The following is a 19,065-nucleotide window of genomic DNA, read 5'->3' on the forward strand; positions in this document are numbered from 1 at the left end:
TCGCCCTATTCCAATGCAATCCGCAAAGCAACGGCGGCAGCCCAAGGAGCCACCGCCAACGATAATAAAAAGCACGCCCCGAGCAAGGAAAAATAGGCTTGAGCCTCAAGTCCCGCCTGGCTGGCGGCAACGGCCCCCGCGCCGAAGATCATGACCGGGATGTACAAGGGGAGCACCAGGACGGAGAGCAGCACCCCGCCTCCCCGGCTGCCCAGCGTCAGTGCCGCCCCGACCGCGCCGACCAGGCTCAGCGTAGGCGTCCCGAGCAGCAATGCGGCTTCCAGCACGCACAAGGGCCTGCCTTGCAATCCGTATTGAATGCCCAGCAGCGGCGCCAACACCAGCAAGGGCGGAGCGAACACCAGCCAATGGGCCGCCATCTTTCCCAATACCAGCACAATCAACGGTTGGGGTGCGATCACCATTTGCTCCAGCGTCCCGTCCGCGTAGTCGGCCGCGAACATCCGCGGCAGCGACAACAGGCAAGCCAGCAGGGCCGACACCCATAGCACGCCCGGGGCCAGATTGCGCAACACGGCCGGGTCAGGGTTTGACGCCAACGGGAACAAGCTCGCCACGACAATGAAAAACATCGCGCCCGTCACGGCCTCGGCAGGTTTGCGCACCGCCAGCAGCAAGTCTCTGCGGATGACTTCGACCAGGATCGCGGCCATCAGGCGATGTGGAGCCGGTGCACGGCGCCGGCCTGGATATCCACGGCCTGGTGCGAAGTCAGCACCACCATGCCGCCGGCTGCCAAATGTTGGCGTATGCGTTCCGCCAATATCGAGACGGACGCCTTGTCCAGCGAAACAAAAGGCTCATCCAACAGCCACAACCGCGCCTGGCTCAGCCAGAGGCGGGCCAAGCCGGCCCGGCGGCGCTGTCCTTGCGAAAGGCTGCCCGCCCGCTCATCCGCATATGCCCCAAGGCCGACCGCAACCAGCGCATCCCCGATTCCGGCGTCCTGGCTATCCTGCCTCGCCAGGCGCGAGGCAAACCTTAAATTCTCGGCAATGCTCAATTCGTCCTTCATTCCATCCGTATGGCTGACCAGCAACATGTCACGGCGATATGCTTCTTGCCGCTTGCCTACGTCGCCGCCACTCCAGAATACCGTTCCCTGCGCCGGCATCGCCAGGCCGCTCAACACCCTCAACAGGCTGCTCTTGCCCGCCCCGTTCTCGCCCGACACATACAGCAACTCCCCGGAGCGCAAGGAAAAATCCAGGCCGCTGAACAACAGCCTATCTCCGCGCATGCAAGCAAGATGCTCTGCCTTCAATTGATCAACCACTTATCCGCCTTCTTCAATGCGCGACAGCTGCATTCAAACAAAAACGGGGCCCAAGCCAACCGGCCCCAATATCTTCAATCTTGAGGATTTCGTTAGTTAAAGGCCAATCCTGTGAACTTGCTACTGGCGAGCTTCCTTCAACCGGAAGTCGTCATGGCAGCCCTTGCAGGTCTTGCCGATTTCCCCGACCTGCGCCTTGAGGGAATTCAAGTCCTTGGCGGCGGCGGACAACTTGGCAATCTCAACCTGGAATTTCTCGGCAGCCTCCTTGTATTTCGCCTGCTCGGTCCAAATTTTCGGATCCGCCTTGTTCAAGGCCCCCTTGTCCGTGCCTGGGCCGAACGAGCCGAATGGCAACGGCGCCAGCAATTCCAGCAATGCAGCGGTCTTGACCGCGAATGCCTGGTCATAAGGACGCTCGCCCTTGGCGATCGCGCCCAAGGCATTGAAGTTGCGGCCGATCACGTTGAACGCAGACTGGCGATAACGGATTTCCTCCTCTGGCTTTGGATCTGCCGCATACGCAATATGAAGCGTCCCAGTGACGGCAATTGCAAGAACAATTTTCTGTAATGACTTTCTCACGTTGATTCCTTTGTAATTTAGTTTTGAGAGTATTGGATTTTTCTACTTACAAGCCGGCAAATCCACAGCCGGTTCATTCAAGAAATATGTTTTGGTCAATCAAAAAACGTCAGGGACAGACAAACCAATCTCGGCATCATGGTTTTAATGCAATATCCATACCATTATTCAAAATCAACCAGTTAACCCACTCTCGCCACAACAGGAACCTACACATTGTTCAAATAAAAACATTTTGGTGTTTAAAAAATAACAGTTACTTCTCGCAACCCCCCGACCAATTTAAAAATAACAATCATTCGCAAATATAAATGATGAATTTTGCATCAATCTCAATTGGCAATTCTGCTTGAAATACATCAGCAGGCTAGCGTCTTTTTCACAAAAAGTGGTTCAAACTCAACAGTAACTATCAAATTTTTCTCAAGCCAAATCTTGATTTTTTCTCTACGGAATTTCTTACTGAGGCCAATAATATCAAGGCTTCAATAGGCGAATAAGGAATATTTAACACTATATAAAGAAGAAAACATTATAAATTGGCACGTTCCTTGCGATAACTGACGCACCGTTTTAATCCATCAGCTTAGGGAGCAATTAAAATAATGAGTTCTTCACATCGCCGTAAACCATTACAGCGGCCGTTCAAACTTTCCAGAATCGTCACTGCTGTCGGTGCAACACTGAGCCTCATGGGGACGAATGCGCTTTATGCCGCGGATGATCCCAACATTTCAGAATTGCAGGCCGAGATAGCCCGTCTGAAGCAAGCATTGGAAAAAAGCCAGCAGGAACTGGCTGCGCAAAAAGGCGGGCAACCAACCACCACTACAGAAACGCAGGCAGCTCAACCCACTGAACAGCCTCAACAAGTAGCTCAGGAGGAAGAACCGGCAGAGTTAGGCAGGATCGTCGTCCGTAGCCGGAACAAGCTGGAGGCGCTACAAGACGTGCCAGTTTCTATTTCCGTAGTCAGCGGTAAGGAATTGGAGAGATTCCAAGCCCGCGATCTAGGCTCTATCACTCAACGTGCAGCTAACGTTTCATGGAACCAAGGCAATGCACGAACTAGCAGTCTGTCTATCCGAGGCTTGGGCAAGCAGGCACAGACTGACTCCATGGATCCTAGTGTTGGTGTGACAGTTGATGATGTTTCTTATGGCTACAACCCGCTGTCAAGCTTTGATTTTTACGATATCGAGCAGGTAGAAGTAGCCCGTGGGCCCCAAGGCACATTGAAAGGAAAAAATTCCAGCATAGGTGCCATTACGATCACGACTCGTCGTCCAACATTTGAATCCCAGCAAAACTACTCACTTGCCATGGGCGATAATAACCGAGTGATTGCCAATGCAGCGATCGGTGGAACGGTTATAGAAAATGTGCTTGCATGGCGCGGCTCTTTTGCTGTGGATAAAGGAGAAGGTTACTACCCTAACAACTATAATCGTGACTTCCGTTTCATGAACAAAGACAACGTTTCTGGACGTGTGCAATTTCTGTTCACACCAACAGAAAATTTTGATGCGTTAGTCAGGCTTGAGTTAACGCCAAAACACGAAGAATATTATAATGGATGGACATTCTTCACACCAACCCCCACCAGATATGCTAACGGCGCTGTCAATACACTAGGTACGGATGCTTCTACAAGGTTAAATAGACGTTGGTTCTTACAAAGAAGCGACTATAGCTATCAAAATGATTATTTAGATAATAGCGTCAATCAAAATGACCAGCGTCCACTTGTTACATCCACTTGGGGCACATCTGCTGTACTGAATTGGCAATTAGAAAATCATATCTTAACATCAATTACCGCATACAAAAACTTCTCGTTTCAAGCCAGAAATGATGAAGGAACTCCATTTGACATTACCAAAAATGGCGGCGGACTAGTCACTCGTCATGATCAAATCAGCCAAGAATTTAGATTATCTTCTAATGGTGGTGAATTCGTTGATTACCAAACTGGCTTATACTTCTTGAGTTCACGAAATAATTACAGCTCTCGCACAGGATTTGGATCTGATGCAGGTGCATGGTTTGCCAGCACAGCCCAATACAACACTTTGGATGCAACTGGTGAAGGCCGCTATCTTATGCAAAATGCTCTTAGTGGGCTAGAATATAATATCCCACAGGACATCCATAATAAAAGCACTGCTGTATACGGACAGGCAAATTGGCATCTTTCCGAGCCGTTAACCTTAACAACCGGTTTAAGATTAACACTGGAAGATAGGTCTAACTCGTCAGAACGCTCAATAGTAAATCAAGGATATGGTGCTGACCTTAATCCATACTCCGTCAATGGAGTCTTATTAGGTGGATATGATGCATCAAATTTAGCAGACCCAACACAACTTGCACTTGCAAATACTGTAGCCCAGAAATATTTTGGCGTAAATTATAGCTCTTTGTCCACAACTCAATTAGCACAACTTAATGCAGCTAGGGCACTACGTGCGAATCAAATAGGTATACAGTATGGTAAAACTGAAGCTGAAACTTTTAGGAAATTACAACCAACTGCACTTTTCAGTCCAAGCTATAAATTTAACGAAAATATCACTGGATATGTTTCATTACAATATGGTGAAAAAGCTGGCATAGCCCAGGTTGTTAATGGTTATGATAATCAAGTTAAACCAGAAAAAACTAAATCCTTTGAGGTTGGCTTTAAAAGCATATTGTTAGATAACACTTTAACGCTTAACTCAAATTTGTTCTTGACTGATATAAAAGATTATCAACAAGCAGTAATGATATATGACGAATATACCACTAACCTTAATAGGGGGACTTCAACAGAGCAACTATATTACACCTCAGGGACAGGCAATGCCGCAAAAGTTAGAGCATATGGGTTAGAGTTTGATGGTGTTTACTCTGGAATACCTCATACCACAATCAGGTTTGCAGGGGCTTATAATAATGCTTACTATAAGGAGTTTAAGAACGCAGGAAAACCTCCTGAAGAAGCTAATACAAGCGATCCTTATCGAGATGTATCTGGTGAAAACTTACCGGGCGCAGCAAAATTTTCCTTTAATATCGGGGCAGATTATCGATACCCTGTCTTTTCCAATGCAGAGTTCCATAGTAGTATTAATCTTGCTTATACCAGCAAATACAATTCTGACGTGACTCTTTCCAGTTATGGCTGGGTCGATGCTTACACTCGAACAGACTTTTCCATTGGTCTTGGCAGGCGAGATCGTAAGTTTGATGTAAGCTTGCTTGTAAAGAATTTATTCGACGATGATACGGCTCAGATTCGCACTTGGAACAGTTATGTCCCTGCAATTCCCCGTTGGATTGGCATTATGTTCACTAGCGATTTATAAACTATTAATTAATCATTAATTGTTGCCAGAAAAACGGACTTCTTGAGAGTCCGTTTTTATTTTATTGTTGTTCATTTTTAATACCCTCATGTTTTACTCTGTGCCATATTCATCAATAATTAGGAGAATAATAATTCATAATTCCTCCTTATTTTCCACGAAACCAATATAACCTTCTGTATTTTAAATACATTACTCAAGGAGTTTTATTCTTATAAAAATTGGCATGATTTCTGCTGTTATTCATATGCATTTTCAATATAACAAGCAGGAATAAAATTCAAATGAAGAATAAAATAGTAGCGCTATCGTATTTTCATTCACATCGTTTCATCCTTCGTTTCATATTTTCCACTCTCAAGAATTTCATTTTAGCCATCGGCGTGATGTTCATTGTTGGCAATAGCTATCTATATGCAGCCGATGAACCCTCCTTATCCGAACTGCAAGCGGAAAATGACCGGATAAAAACGGAAAATGCCAAGCTGAAAGAGGAACTCGAAAAAAGCCGCCAGGCGCTTGCAGCGCAAGGAGACGTTGTCTACCCACCTGAAAGCAAGTCTGGCGCATCCCCCGATGCTGTTGCACAAGGGCAGGAGCCACCGCAATTGGGCAGTGTTGTTGTGCAGGCACGCAGTCAGCTGGAACTTGTGCAAGATGTACCACAATCCATATCCGTCATTTCAGGGGCGGAACTTGACCGTGAGCTAGGTTTTGATCTTGGGGCAATCACCCGCCGTGCCGCAGGGATTCAATTCAACCAAAACAATACGCGCGGCGCTTCCTTGTCGATCCGAGGGCTTGGCAAACGCTCGTTCACGGAAACGCAGGATCCTAGCGTGGGCTTGGTTGTCGATGGCGTTCCCTATGGGTTGACGCAGTTAGGGAATTTTGATTTCTACGATATTGACAATGTTGAAGTGTCGCGCGGCCCTCAAGGCACCCTGGGCGGTCTCAATTACAGCGCCGGCGGTGTAACCATCAGGACTAAGCGGCCTTCATTCACGCCCTCTGCGGATTATCAATTGGTATATGGTATACGTGACACAGTCGTTGCAAAAGCCAATTTGGGTGGCGCGATTGTAGAGGATGTATTGGCCTGGCGCGGCTCCTTCATCGCGGATCGCGGCCGTGGCTTCTACGATAGCGACTATGACTCGAATTACAGCTTTTACAACCGCAACCGCCTGGCAGGACGGGCACAATTCCTGTTGACGCCCAGCGAGAACCTCTCTGCCCGCTTCAGTTTCGACCTTGAACCCGAGGCGCCACAGGTCGAGAACGGCTTGACTGTGAGAAAAGACCAGCCTTATCGCTATGCGAATGGCGCGCTGACTGATCCGAATGGAACAACAGCCCGCGCCAAGCTAGCTGGCTTTTACAACAATGCAGGAGCTTTTACCCCTGGGCGCGCATGGTTCCAGAATCGCACTTATAGCTCCAATGGCAAAGTCCATGGCCCATACACATACGATGATTACATCAATAACAACAGGCTATTGCAGAACGAGAATCAAGGCCAGACTGTTTCCAACAGGGGCGCTTCAGCAGAGATCAACTATTTCATTCCTGGTCACACATTGACATCCATTACCGGCTGGAGAAGCTATAGCTTTGATGCCCACAACGACGAAGGCACGCCATTCGACATCAACAAGAACGGTGGTGGCGGTGTTGACTACCGGCAATATACCCAGGAGTTCAGGATTGTTTCCGACCCGGGAGAAAAGATCGACTACACCGCCGGGTACTTTGCGATGAAGACGGAGGATTCAATTACCTCCAAAACCGGCTATGGTTCCGACGCAGGCGCCTGGTTTGCGACGACTGCCCAATATAATGCCCTGGAAGCCAATGCTGGAATTAATCGCGGTTCAGGTTTAGCTCTACTCCGGGACTCGCTGAATGATGTTTACGCCATAGGAGAGACAAAGGTAAATACGACTCATAATGCCATTTATGGCCAAATCAACTGGCACTTGACCGAAAAGCTCGATTTGCTCACTGGCCTGCGTATTACGCGTGAAGACCGCACCACAGAAGACACAAGAATTTTATCTGCCAGCGGTTCAGGCTCGGAACTAAACCCAGTAGCGGTGCGTGGCGTCAATTTGGGTGGCTTTGCTTCAGAGAGCTTTAACGCAAAAGATCCAAATGATCCTAATACTGACATTAGTGGCAATCTAACTTCTGCCAATTCCACTGAGCAACTGCAATTGGCAGACAGTGCCGCAGCAAAATTCTTTGGACTTGATTTATCAACCTACGCGAATCCTGGTGATGCCTATAACGATCTCTCTGTTGCACAGAAAAGACAAATCGCGGCAGCAAAAGCGATCCGCGCCAACAATATCGGCCAGCTTAGCAATGGCGTAAAAAGCTCTTATCGTGATGTGTTGGTCACAGCAGTTGTCACGCCCACTTATAAAGTGAATGACAACTTGTCGGTCTATACCTCATTTCAATATGGGGAAAAATCCGGTTCAGCGCTTAATGTCAATTTTGTATCAGCCAACGTCAGGCCTGAAAAAACCAATGCCTATGAAATTGGCTTCAAGTCGAACTGGCTGAATGACACATTGAACCTCAATGCAAACCTTTTCTACATGGATATTCGTGACTACCAAGCGGCTATCCGCGCAGTTGACGAGTTCGCAACGCAAACCAATATTGCAAATAATATTGCCAACCCTATTACTTATGCCACAGTGCAAGGCAACATCAAGCGGGCAAAATCTCAAGGCCTGGAACTGGATGCGTTTTACTCCGGCATTCCCTACACCACAGTCAGGTTTGCCGGTGCATATACAGATGCAAAATACGTAGATTTCAAGAATGCGGCATACCCGGATGAACTCGCCTATCTTCAGTCTACACAAGGGCCTTTCACGGATCAAAGCGGGCAAACGCTTCCTGGCGTTTCCAAGTGGACATTCAACGTAGGGGCTGAATATAGGCGGCCTGTATGGGGAAGTAGAATCTTCCATGCCAGCTTCAACACAAATTATCAGAGCAAATATAACAACACTGATACAAACTCCAGCTATGGATGGATAGATCCACTAGCGCGCACTGATATATCAATTGGCCTGCAGATCAGCAAACAGTTCGATCTCAGCCTGGTTGGACGCAACATATTTAATGACCGTTCGCATGAAGAAAGTTGGACATCTTATTCTCCATATCCCTACCCTCGCTGGATAGGCATAAGCTTTAGCGGAAAAATGTAAAACAGCTTTCGATTTCACGAACCTTGGCTTCCGCCAAGGTTCTTTTTATTTTTCACGACTGGAGTCAGCTATGAATACCAAGAACCATCGGCACACACATACATTGATCAATAACATTTGCAAGTTCATTGCCATCACTGCCATCTCTACCTACAGCTTCAACAATATTGCCGATGCCGGAACGCTGGCGAATGGGAAATGGTTATCGGCAAAATGCGGAAGCCGACCGGTCGCGCCCAGGCTCGACCTGACCAATGAAGATGCCTACAACAAGAGCGTAGGCGCTGTGAATGCTTACCGGGCCCAGGTAAAACCTTACTTGGATTGCATCGTGGAGGAAGCCAATGCGGACATCCAGGCAATCAACAACCAGGGCAGGGAGGAACAATTGGCAATACAAGAAGCCAATAACAACATTGCCGAGGACGCGAAAGCAGCCAGTGAAAAATTCAAGTGATGCCAGCCCACCATGACGGATAAGCCATCAACTGGCGGACATATGAAAAAGGCCCTCTTGCAGGGCCTTTTTCATTACCGTGAACACCTGCGAGCTAGTTGCCCGCGCTCCGCGACTTTCCAATGAAGGCTTCCAAGTCGGGCAAGGCGACTACGCCCGGGCCATGCAGGGCCGCAATCTTGTCCACGTTCAGCTTCAAGCGCCTGATGTTGTCATAGAGGTTCACCGAGTATGGATTGACGCTTGCCGGTGCCGGCGCGCCGGCTGCCAATGGCGTGTAGGCGTCGGCCTCGATCAATATTTTTTCCGCAGGCAAATACACCAGGGCAAACGCATCGTTGTGGCCGCTGTTCTTGATCGCATGCACCTCGATGCTGCGCTGGCCATCGGTCAGCACATGCTTGTCTGAGAACGCGGCGAATTTTGCCGGCGTGTTCGATTGCGCCAAGCGGTCGGGATTGATGGCGTGTTTGTTTGCCCAGATTTTTTCGTAATAGGGCTTGTTGTCCTTGTGCGTGACGACCGTTGCGCCTTCGGCGACAAAAGTACGCACGCCTCCTGAATGATCGAAATGATGGTGGGTATTGACCAGGTAGCGGATCGGCTTGTTAGGCGCCAGCTCCTTGGCCTTGGCGATCACGGCCTGCGAGCGTTCTTCGTTCAATGGGCCCTCGACGATCACCAAATGATCCTTCTGGTCGATCAGCACGCTATGGTGCGTACCGCCCCTGAGATAGTAAACGCCAGGCGCCAACTCCTCCGAAGTTACCGCAATCGCCGGCGCCTTGCCAGCTTCCGCAGGCACATCGATCTGCACATTCGGGTTTGCCGTCACGGATGAAATCTTGAGGTCGAGGACCGGGTAGCCGCCCTGCTTGCGAGCAATATGCGCGGGAAAAGCAATGCCGTTGAAATCCTTGTAATCGGAATAGGCGTAATCGATTTCGGTATCGCCCAGCACGGGGTTGTCAATCCACGTTTGTACGCGCTCAACCTGGTTTTTCGCATTGATGGTGCCGACATAACGGTGCTTGCCCACGCTGAATGTCACCTTGGAACCGCCTTTATGCGCTTCGGAAACAGCCTGATGCGCGGCTGCGGCTTTCAGGAACCCTTGGGGGCTCGCCCATATTTCAGCCTCACGCTCCTCAACCTGCAATGGCTGCGGCTGCACGGCGGGGGCGCTGCCGCCGGGCGGGACCGCCAGGTTCCAGGCCACATTGCCCTTCACGTATTGATCCGGCTTCTGCTCCACGGGAGCCGGCCTGACGCGGCCGGATTCCACGACCTGCTTGCGCGTAATTTGAACCCGGGCGGCGGACTGGTCGTAATTGATCTCGGCGTTATAGCTGCTGACGTCGAATGGCGGCCACGGCGACTTGGGGTTCGGCGCCTGGCCGAACTGGTACCAGCGCCCTGTGCCGGCAAACGCGATGGATTGGATTTTACCGGCCCCCAGCGCATCGCTCGCTTCCTGCAGCGTACCCGCCGCCAGGCAATAAGTTGGGATCAGGCCCAATGAAAAAAGCAAGGTTGGTAGTGCTGCTGCATGCTTCCAGTGTCGCGTGTGGAAATAAGCCGACATATGTTTCTCCCTAAAGATTAATGTAAAAACCACGCTCGATTAACCCAGGTACTCAGCAATTTGCACACCAGCAACGACGCCCGGCCTCCTGAAAGCAGGTTCAATGCATGACCTACATAATACGTTGATATGTTTACACTTTATAAAATGGAAAAGCTCAAGCAAAGCAAGTGTCCATCCTCGCCATGATTTCATTCCCGTCGAAATGTTGCTGGCACAACAAAAGCCGACATAGGATTGCTGCATGCACATCACTCTTGCCCATGATGCGGCAGCCATGCAGGAAAAATAGCGCCGCAGAGCATGTCAATTTTGACCTCGACGTCTCATGCCCCCCGGCACTGGTGCCGGGCAATCAAGCTCATCACGGGCATTGCGCGCCGGCAGGAGGAATGAAACTTGCATGAATCCAGGCATTGTCACCACATCAAGCTCGTTGTTCATCATCAGGAATAGGCCACTTGCAAAACGCTACCGAAGCATCCCTCGCCAATATCGTTTACGACCAAGACTTCATTACGGTCTACCAGGCGCTGGAAAGGGACTTGTGCCAGTCCGTCATTGACCTTTTCGATCGAGACGGAAGCAAGTGGCGGGGAAAAATTGCCGCCGGACCGGGAAACGTGTCTTACGAAGAGGACACCAAGCGCTCCTGGGACCTGGAAATACGCGCTACAGGCGCTTGGCAGGATATATTTCAACGCATCCATCCCAGGATCCAGGCCTGCATGTCGCACTATTTATCGAAAAGCCCGGTTCTGCAGTCGTTCGACTTGCAGGCAACCGGATACAAAATCCAGATGTATCCGCAACAAGAAGGCTATTTCCGTTGGCACGCCGATTCAGTGGGAAAGCATAACGGCAATAGGGTGGTCGCCATGGTCTTATATTTGAACGACGTGGAGAAAGGCGGGGAAACCGAATTTTTCCACCAGGGAATCAAGGTTTCTCCCAAAGCCGGCTACCTTGTCCTTTTCCCCACGGGATGGAACTACATGCATTGCGGGCATATGCCGGAATCGAACGCCAAATATATCATCCAGACGTTTATCGTGGTCAAGGACTAAGCGCCTGTTCACGATCTTTATCATGGAGCATGCATGGCACCGCAACATCCCGGCCCCCGTTGTCATACCGGGCTTGACCCGGTATCTCGCCCCATACGGAGCGCTTCTTAAAGAAACGCTCCGCCCCAAATAACGCCAACTTTTATAGCCTAGTCCTTGCCTTTGAAGGCATCGTGGCAGGTTTTGCAAGTGCGGGTGACTTTACCGAATTGCGCCTTCACCGCTGACTGGTCTGCAGCGGGGACAAGTTTTGCCAATTCAGCGGCCTCCTTGCTGAAGCTAAGCGATAGTTCGGCAAACCGCTTGGTATCCTTGAAAGCCTCTGGTTTAGCGCTGGTTTCGTGCCATCCTTTGCCCTGCTCCGTTCCAGGCACGAACAAACTTTCAATCCCGGAGCCTGCAATCCCCTCCAGCGCATTCGCTGCCGCAACCGCTTCCTCCTTGTCATACTGCCCCTCGAGCGCCGCCTTCAGCCTGGCGACATTCCATTCCGCCACACGGTAGGCGGACTGGCGCCATTGGATGAGTTTTTCGGGCTTGGCCGCAGGCGCAGCGACTGCGGCCAACGAAGCCGTTACCATCAAGGGCAGCAATGCAAACTGTACAAATTTCTTCATCAAGCATTCTTTCATAGCGACTTCCATACAATAAGCCCGCTGATACGCGGGCCAGGTCAAACCATATGTGCAATGACTTACTTGGCACGCCCGGTATAGCCTTGCGCTAAGGTGGGAAACTTATAGGCTGCGCCTCGGCCGACAATATAGAACGTCCGCTTGTCCTTGCCGGCAAACGCGATATTCTGCGCTTTCTTCGGCAACTTGATATTGCCCAGGAACTCGCCTGTCGGACTGAACACCTGAATGCCTGGATTGGCCGCCACATAGAGCCTGCCCTCGGCGTCGACAGCCAAGCCATCGGCACCGCTGGAGGGGCCGTTCTCGGTGTTCTGCAGGGCATCTTCCAGCTTGGCGAAATTGCGCTTGTTGCTGACCGATCCGTCTGCCGCCACGTCGAAGGCGATGACGTATTCGCCGGCGGTATTGGCGACATACAGCACTTTCTCATCCGGGCTCAACTGAATTCCGTTGGGACGCTTGATTTCGTTGTCGATCAATACCAGTTCGCCGCTCGGCTTGATGTAGTAAACCGCAGGCTGGGTCGGCGCTTGGTCCGGCTTGGCCGGCCCATTGAGTCCTGGGTCCGTGAAATAGATGCCGCCCTTTTTATCCAGCACCAAATCGTTGGGGCGGTTGAGCGGCTTGCCGTTGTACTTTTCCGCAAGCACCTTGGCTTTTTCCGCAGGATGGATAATGCCCACGCGCGGCTTCAATGTCTGCACGGCATACAACTCGCCGCCAGGACCGAGCGCCAGGCCGTTCGCCCCGTTGCTATCGGCAATGTAGGTGGTGACATTGTCATTCTCGTCGATACGGGTGATGCGGTTGGCCTGGGTCTCGGTAAAGATCAGGCTGCCATCCGGCAGGCCCAGCGGTCCCTCGGTGCCGGTAAACCCTTCCTTGATCAGGCGGATATGGAGGCCGCCCGCCACCACGCCGGGAATCGCCGGCGTGACGGGATAGTCTTCCGCCCACGCGCTTGTCGCCATTACCGCGAAACTCGCCGCAAACCCTGCAGCCAGCATGTTTTTCAACCATGGTTGTTTTTGTTTTACTGCAAAACTCAAATGCATGTCTACTTTCTCCTTATACTTCCATCCTGATGCGCGACAAGCGACCAGTATTGGGTTCACTACATTGAGGAAATGTACTCGGCCAAGGCCTCAATCTCCTCGTCCCTAAGCGACTCCGCCACGACATTCATCACTCCGCCAGGACTGTTCTTGCGCTCCTTGGAACGCCATTTCAACAATTGCTCCCGCAAATAAAGCTTGTGTTGGCCCGCAAGCACGGGAAAACTCTCGCCGCCGGCATAGCTTCCTTGCGCTGCGCCGCCATGACAGCTCGAGCAGGCCAGGATCGAGCGCTTCATATCCCCGGTCCGGTACAGTCTTTCGGCAATGTCATTCGGCTTCTTCTGCTTGGCGCGGATACGCTCGCGACTGGCGAAATAGGCTGCGATATCCGTCAAATCCTCGTCGCTGATACTGCCCGCCACCGCATTCATGACATGGTGCTGCCTAGCTCCGGACCTGAAATCGCGGAACTGCTTGATGATATAGCCGGTGTACTGCCCCGCCAGGCGCGGGAATTCCGCACTCGTACTATTGCCTTGCTCGCCATGACACCCCTGGCATAACTCCTCCCTGGACTTCGCCTCGCCCGATTGCGGGTTGCCTGAACCGATCCGGTCATGCAATTCGTATTCGTCATATCCCTCGGCCCGTACCCCAATGTTCGTCCCCAATAACAGAAGCAATACCACTCCGCTTGCGAATAACCTCAATATCACGTCATCTACCTGGCTTCCCCCGAGAATCGATCAGGGCTTCCTGGATGAGTGCCTGGCCTCGGCGAGCCGCTGCACGGATTCCAGCGCCTTTTCCACGTTCTGCGCGGGAGCGATGCCGCCGACAGTTTCGCTGACCCTGCCGTCCGGCGTGATGACGAAAGTGGTGCGCTCGGCAAAGCCGTGGTCGATTTCCTTGCCCCGGCTGTCCTTCTTGCCGGGCGAGGCTTCACGGATATTCAATTCATAGGATTTGGCGATTTTTCCTCCTGCATCGGAGGCAACGGGGAACTTGCCGGCGCAATAATCCGGATCGACCGAGAACTCGTTGAGCCGCTCTATGCTATCCAGCGAGACCCCGATAATCGTGGCGCCAGCGGCAGCGAACTGGTCGTGTTTCTCGGCAAAGGTATGCGCCTGCACATTGCATCCGCCGGTATACGCCGAAGGATAGAAATACACCACGACCGGGCCTTTCTTCAGCGCATCCTTCAACGAGAAATTAAAACTTTTGCCGTTCAGGGAGGCCTGGGCCTGGAAGTCGGGAGCAACATCCCCCTCCTTGAGCGCAGCAGTTGCGCATATGCTGAACAAGCCGAGCAAGAGGCCGCCAAACATCATTTTTTTCATGACAAACTCCGGGAAGTCAAACTGTGTGAGATCAATCTTTGGATTTGTAAATCTTGTGGCATGCCTTGCAGGTTTTCGCGAGGGCGACCGCAGACTCGGAAGCCGTAGCAAAGTTCTTTTTATTCAGCGCCGTTACGATTTCCGTCAGGTAAGTGCGGCTTTCCTTGGACCAATCAACAGCATCGGGGGCATCGCCCTTCCTGACATAAAAATCCTCGACATCCTTGAACATCACCTCGAGCTCCTGTGCCTCGGATGTTGCGGTAGCCGCATCCTGCAAGGAAATATTGGATGTCATACTCTTCTGTATGTCCTCTATATCCTGCATGAAGTCTTCCTCAATCTCATCCAATGCGGCAGCAACCGACCCCGCAATCCCTACAGAAATGATTAGGGACAATAACAACTTTCGCATTTATCGCTCTTCGCCCTGCTAATGCCGGAAAACTGATCACATCAAATTCCGGTATTGAATAAAAATTGCGCGAAACCTACCCGGCCGGAACCAGTCCTGTCTCGCGCAAACTTTCCAACATCATTCAGTGTCAGGCCAACAGCTCCTTGATCACCTGGCCATATACCACCGTCGGGCGCTCCGAACGCCCGTTATGGAGGAAGGTGGTTTTGAGGTGGTCCAGGCCGAGCAACTGCAGCACGGTCGCATGCAGGTCATAGGTATCCATGGTTTGATCCCCCACGGCCTGCAAGCCGACTTCATCGGTTTGGCCGAACGTAGTACCAGCCTTGACGCCGCCGCCGGCCAGCCATTGGGTATAGCCCCATGGATTGTGGTCACGCCCGGTGCCGCTTTCACCGTAAGAGGTGCGCCCGAATTCCGACGCCCAGACGATCAAGGTGGAATCCAGCAAGCCGCGTGCCTCGAGATCGGCCAACAGGCCTGCGATAGGCTTGTCCACCGCCTTCGCATGAGCGCCGTGGTTGTCTTCCAGATCCTGGTGAGCATCCCAGTTGCGCCTGTCCCCGGCACCAATCGCCGGGCCCGACACCACCTGGATGAACCTGACGCCTCGCTCGACCAAGCGGCGCGCGCGCAGCATATTGGTTCCATAGTCCCTGGTATGCTCGTCATTAATCCCGTACAGCTCTTTGGTTGCATCTGACTCTTTGCTCAGATCCACAGCCTCAGGGGCGGCAGACTCCATACGGTAGGCCAATTCATAGGCATTCAATCTGGCCTTGAGCTCGGTATCGCCGGGATAAAAACCGCTGTGGTGCTCATTCAGGCGCTTGAGCAAATCCAGGTTGTCCCGCTGTTGTGCTTGCGCAACCAGCTCTGGCTTGTCCAAGTGCAGGATAGGCGAAGGTCCGGGCCGGAACGCAGTGCCTTGGTAGACCGCCGGCAGGAAGCCGGAGCTCCAGTTCACCGAGCCGCCCGTAGGCTCCCTGTCCCCGGAATACAGCACCACATATGCAGGCAAGTCAGGATTGGCCGATCCCAGCGCATACTGTATCCATGCGCCAAGCGAAGGGCGGCCCGGATTGAGGTCGCCCGTATTGAGCTTCAGGATGGAAATATCGTGCGTTGCGCCAATGGTCACGCTGGATTTCACGAACGCAATCTTGTCTGCCTGCTTGGCAAGGTTAGGCAGGAGATCCGAGAACCATGCGCCGCTCTCGCCATGCTGCTTCCACGTGCGATTGGAAGCAAACAGCTTTTCTGCCCCACCCCGGGTGCTGGTTTTGATGCCCTTGAGGAAAGAGGCTGGAATCGGCTGGCCGGCAAGCTTCACCAGGTCTGGCTTATAGTCGTACAAATCAAGCGTGCTGGGAGCGCCATCCATATGCAGCCAAATCACCGACTTTACCTTGGCGGGGAAATGGGTTGGCTTGGGAGCCAGGGGATCCAGGGTGCCTGCGTTTGCAACAGTAGCCAACATACCGCCGCCGGGAAGCAGGCCGCTAAGTGTAATGCCACCCAAACCATAACCGGCTTTAATCAGAAAATCACGCCGTGAATTCTTGCTCATATTGATGATTCCTTTAATATTTTCAATGCTTAAGAGACTTGCAATAGCAGCAAACTTCTAGAAGCGATAACTAAATTCATTGGAATTGGCCACGGTATGCACCAAATCCACGAATGCCGAGGCACGCACTGGATTCACGGGCTGGTTGGCCTTCAGCCCGACGGGCACCGCCAGCGCCAACTTCCCGTTCGCATCTTTCAGCTTGTCCTCGATCGTTTTTTCATGGTTCTTCAGGAAGGCGGCCAAGGTTGCCCGCTCGGTCTTATCCGGCTTACGGGCAAACAATATTTCATAAAGCTTGTCGATCTGAGCGCTTTCATCAGTACCGGCTTCGCTGATCACCCTACCCGCCAGCGATTGCGACCATTCGAAGACGACATCGCTATTGACCAATGTCAGCGCCTGCAATGGAGTGGTTGTGACATCCCGCTTGCTATGGGCTTGCTGTGGCGAAGCCATATCAAATGTCGAAAGCAATGGGTATGGCACGCTGCGACGCGTGAAGATGTAGATGCTCCGGCGATTCCAGTCACTCTTGTCTTCAGACACTTTCCAGAAATTCCCGGCACTCAAGTTGGCAGGGACGGGCGGCATCACGCTAGGTCCGCCGATCTTGTCGTCCAGGCGGCCCGCGGCCACCAGCAGGGAATCCCGAATTTGCTCCGCATCCAGGCGCTTGCGCGGGAACACAGCCAGCAGCTTGTTTTCAGGATCTACCTTTTGCACGTCTTCACGATAATCGGAAGATTGACGGTAGATACTGGACAGCAGGATTTCCTTGTGCAGTTTCTTGACGCTCCATCCCTGCTTCACGAAATTGCTGGCCAAGTAGTCCAGCAGTTCGGGATTGTTCGGCTTATCGCCGGCACGGCCGAAGTCGCTGACGGTACGTACGATGCCTGTGCCGAAATACTGGTCCCAGACACGGTTGACGAACACGCGCGCAGTCAATGGGTTAGTCGGGCTAGCTATCCAATTGGCGAGCGCAGTACGACGGCCGGAGGAAAACCCGGTTGGCACGATCACGGGCTTCTCACTGGTGATGTTGGCAGGGAATGCAGGATGCACTTCGTCGAGGGGGCGCTCATGGTTGCCACCGAAGAATACATAGCTTTGCGGCGCATCCTGGTATCCCAGCTCAGTCATTGCCGAAATGGTATCCGACCCCTTGCTGGGCTTGAGCTTATCGAGCTTTTTCAACTCATCCGTCAGCCGCTTATATTCCACCCACTTTTCGGCATGAGCTGGGATATGTTCGGGGCTATCCTTGTTTTCGCCCGTCACCCGCAGATAACCGCCGAAATCCTCCTCGGTCGTCACATTGGCCAAGCGATGATGCACCCAGCGATCCGTGGCGTTCCATTCCTCCTTGGGCTTAAAGATGGATTCACGGCTATCGGTCAAATAGCGCTCCCGATGGTACTTTTCCGCTGCGGCCCTGATTGGCTCGATGATGGCGGCACGCTTGTCCCTGAGCTCCTTGGTCGCTGCTTCCCATTTCGCCAGGTCTTGCTCGTATTGAATTTCAACCGGGCCTTTGGGCGCGGGAATGTTCTCAACCAGATTCACATTGGCAAAGAACGAATGCAATGCGAAATAGTCCTTCTGCGTAATCTTGTCGGACTTATGGTTGTGGCACCTTGCGCACTCAAGCGTGGTACCCAGGATTGCAGTGCCGATCGTATCGGTAATGTCTGTCGCGATCTGGTATTTGCGCTGTATCAAGTCGCGCGAATTCTTGTTGTCGGGAAAGCCAGCCAGGAACCCGGTAGCAATCAATGCATTGTTGTCGCCGGGATACAACTCATCTCCGGCCAATTGCTCCTTGAGAAATTGGTTATACGGCTTGTCTTCATTGAAAGCGTTGATGACATAGTCGCGATAGCGCCACATATTAGGACGGGTGTAATCATTCTGAAAGCCGGTACTATCGGCATAACGGGCCAGATCCAACCATTTGCGCGCTTGGCGCTCGCCATAGCGCGGCGAAGCCAGCAAACGATCCACCAGCTTCTCATAGGCGTTCGGCGATTTATCGTTAACAAAAGCGTCAACCTCGGCGGTGGTTGGAATCAAGCCCCAGGCATCTAAAGTTGCACGGCGGATAAACGCGGCACGGCTAGCTTCCGGGGAAGGCTTGATACCCTTCTCTTCCAACTTGGCAAGCACAAATGCGTCTATGGGCGTACGCACGAATTTCTTTTGCTGTATGGCAGGAACTGCTGGCGAAGCGATAGGCTGCCAAGCCCAATCGCGATCCTTGCCTCTGCTTGTGCCAGCTTTTGCAGAAGCATCTGTCTCAGACTCTGCCGCAATAGCCCAGCTTGTGCCAAGCAACATGACTAGAATCAAAAAACTAACGTTTTTTCTCATTTTGGATGATTCCTTAATTGTCGGATAATCAGCATTTTTAAACCTTAAAAACGCCAATGCGTTAAACCCACAATTCATGAGCATTTAATGTGCC

General features: G+C 51.9%; 15 protein-coding genes. 4 read left to right on the plus strand and 11 right to left on the minus strand.

Features of this window, described 5'->3' with window-relative positions:
- Positions 1 to 5: 5 nt before the first annotated feature.
- From ccmB to ACJSDX_RS06360, 3 genes are all read right to left on the minus strand, one after another.
- Positions 6 to 674 carry a heme exporter protein CcmB gene (gene ccmB / locus ACJSDX_RS06350; protein WP_407993975.1) on the minus strand — a complete coding sequence of 223 codons (669 nt, stop codon included), beginning with the start codon at positions 672 to 674 and terminating at the stop codon, positions 6 to 8.
- Positions 674 to 1,297 (minus strand): cytochrome c biogenesis heme-transporting ATPase CcmA, encoded by a 624-nt coding sequence (gene ccmA / locus ACJSDX_RS06355; protein WP_407993976.1) that lies wholly within the window; start codon positions 1,295 to 1,297, stop codon positions 674 to 676. The genes ccmB and ccmA overlap by 1 nt, the downstream gene beginning before the upstream one ends.
- Before the next feature lie 120 nt (positions 1,298 to 1,417).
- Complete coding sequence (locus ACJSDX_RS06360; RefSeq protein WP_407993977.1) at positions 1,418 to 1,882, minus strand: c-type cytochrome; 465 nt, start codon at positions 1,880 to 1,882, stop codon at positions 1,418 to 1,420.
- 605 nt (positions 1,883 to 2,487) lie between these two features.
- Here ACJSDX_RS06360 and ACJSDX_RS06365 point away from each other — a divergent pair.
- The 3 genes from ACJSDX_RS06365 (at position 2,488) to ACJSDX_RS06375 (ending at position 8,919) form a co-directional block, all read left to right on the plus strand.
- The gene (locus ACJSDX_RS06365) at positions 2,488 to 5,232 is read left to right on the plus strand and encodes a TonB-dependent receptor domain-containing protein (RefSeq protein ID WP_407993978.1); all 2,745 of its coding nucleotides are present in this window, start codon (positions 2,488 to 2,490) and stop codon (positions 5,230 to 5,232) included.
- Positions 5,233 to 5,516: 284 nt separating this feature from the next.
- A complete protein-coding gene (locus tag ACJSDX_RS06370) occupies positions 5,517 to 8,462 on the plus strand; it encodes a TonB-dependent receptor domain-containing protein (protein ID WP_407993979.1) in 2,946 nt (981 codons plus the stop codon).
- Between the two features lie 70 nt (positions 8,463 to 8,532).
- Entirely contained in the window at positions 8,533 to 8,919 is a 387-nt protein-coding gene (locus ACJSDX_RS06375) for a hypothetical protein (protein ID WP_407993980.1), read from the plus strand.
- Positions 8,920 to 9,013: 94 nt separating this feature from the next.
- Here ACJSDX_RS06375 and ACJSDX_RS06380 read toward each other — a convergent pair whose 3' ends face one another.
- Positions 9,014 to 10,504, minus strand: a complete 1,491-nt coding sequence (locus tag ACJSDX_RS06380) for an MBL fold metallo-hydrolase (protein WP_407993981.1) — start codon at positions 10,502 to 10,504, stop codon at positions 9,014 to 9,016.
- A 461-nt stretch (positions 10,505 to 10,965) separates the two neighbouring features.
- Here ACJSDX_RS06380 and ACJSDX_RS06385 point away from each other — a divergent pair, with 461 nt between their 5' ends.
- A complete protein-coding gene (locus tag ACJSDX_RS06385) occupies positions 10,966 to 11,571 on the plus strand; it encodes a 2OG-Fe(II) oxygenase (RefSeq protein ID WP_407993982.1) in 606 nt (201 codons plus the stop codon).
- Between the two features lie 149 nt (positions 11,572 to 11,720).
- Here the strand turns inward: ACJSDX_RS06385 and ACJSDX_RS06390 are convergent, their stop codons facing one another.
- The 7 genes from ACJSDX_RS06390 to ACJSDX_RS06420 form a co-directional block, all read right to left on the minus strand.
- Entirely contained in the window at positions 11,721 to 12,188 is a 468-nt protein-coding gene (locus tag ACJSDX_RS06390) for a c-type cytochrome (RefSeq protein WP_407993983.1), read from the minus strand.
- A gap of 77 nt (positions 12,189 to 12,265) precedes the next feature.
- A complete protein-coding gene (locus ACJSDX_RS06395; RefSeq protein WP_407993984.1) occupies positions 12,266 to 13,264 on the minus strand; it encodes an SMP-30/gluconolactonase/LRE family protein in 999 nt (332 codons plus the stop codon).
- A 59-nt stretch (positions 13,265 to 13,323) separates the two neighbouring features.
- Complete coding sequence (locus ACJSDX_RS06400) at positions 13,324 to 13,950, minus strand: c-type cytochrome (RefSeq protein WP_407993985.1); 627 nt, start codon at positions 13,948 to 13,950, stop codon at positions 13,324 to 13,326.
- A 63-nt stretch (positions 13,951 to 14,013) separates the two neighbouring features.
- Positions 14,014 to 14,610, minus strand: coding sequence for a peroxiredoxin (locus tag ACJSDX_RS06405; RefSeq protein ID WP_407993986.1), 597 nt, complete (start codon positions 14,608 to 14,610; stop codon positions 14,014 to 14,016).
- Between the two features lie 31 nt (positions 14,611 to 14,641).
- Complete coding sequence (locus ACJSDX_RS06410; RefSeq protein ID WP_407993987.1) at positions 14,642 to 15,025, minus strand: hypothetical protein; 384 nt, start codon at positions 15,023 to 15,025, stop codon at positions 14,642 to 14,644.
- Between the two features lie 130 nt (positions 15,026 to 15,155).
- Positions 15,156 to 16,598: a DUF1501 domain-containing protein gene (locus ACJSDX_RS06415; protein ID WP_407993988.1), complete on the minus strand. Its 1,443-nt coding sequence runs from the start codon at positions 16,596 to 16,598 to the stop codon at positions 15,156 to 15,158.
- Positions 16,599 to 16,655: 57 nt separating this feature from the next.
- Positions 16,656 to 18,791, minus strand: coding sequence for a DUF1549 and DUF1553 domain-containing protein (locus ACJSDX_RS06420; protein ID WP_407993989.1), 2,136 nt, complete (start codon positions 18,789 to 18,791; stop codon positions 16,656 to 16,658).
- Positions 18,792 to 19,065: the final 274 nt, after the last annotated feature.

This window comes from Methylobacillus draconifructus (assembly GCF_045984355.1).
Taxonomy (GTDB): Bacteria; Pseudomonadota; Gammaproteobacteria; order Burkholderiales; family Methylophilaceae; genus Methylobacillus; species Methylobacillus flagellatus_A.

Excerpts from the sequence above, each read along its gene's own strand:
- ccmB (WP_407993975.1), bottom strand. The coding sequence starts at position 674 with ATGGCCGCGATCCTGGTCGAAGTCATCCGCAGAGACTTGCTGCTGGCG.
- ACJSDX_RS06365 (WP_407993978.1), top strand. The coding sequence starts at position 2,488 with ATGAGTTCTTCACATCGCCGTAAACCATTACAGCGGCCGTTCAAACTT.
- ACJSDX_RS06370 (WP_407993979.1), top strand. The coding sequence starts at position 5,517 with ATGAAGAATAAAATAGTAGCGCTATCGTATTTTCATTCACATCGTTTC.
- ACJSDX_RS06375 (WP_407993980.1), top strand. The coding sequence starts at position 8,533 with ATGAATACCAAGAACCATCGGCACACACATACATTGATCAATAACATT.
- ACJSDX_RS06380 (WP_407993981.1), bottom strand. The coding sequence starts at position 10,504 with ATGTCGGCTTATTTCCACACGCGACACTGGAAGCATGCAGCAGCACTA.
- ACJSDX_RS06390 (WP_407993983.1), bottom strand. The coding sequence starts at position 12,188 with ATGAAGAAATTTGTACAGTTTGCATTGCTGCCCTTGATGGTAACGGCT.
- ACJSDX_RS06395 (WP_407993984.1), bottom strand. The coding sequence starts at position 13,264 with ATGCATTTGAGTTTTGCAGTAAAACAAAAACAACCATGGTTGAAAAAC.
- ACJSDX_RS06405 (WP_407993986.1), bottom strand. The coding sequence starts at position 14,610 with ATGAAAAAAATGATGTTTGGCGGCCTCTTGCTCGGCTTGTTCAGCATA.
- ACJSDX_RS06410 (WP_407993987.1), bottom strand. The coding sequence starts at position 15,025 with ATGCGAAAGTTGTTATTGTCCCTAATCATTTCTGTAGGGATTGCGGGG.
- ACJSDX_RS06415 (WP_407993988.1), bottom strand. The coding sequence starts at position 16,598 with ATGAGCAAGAATTCACGGCGTGATTTTCTGATTAAAGCCGGTTATGGT.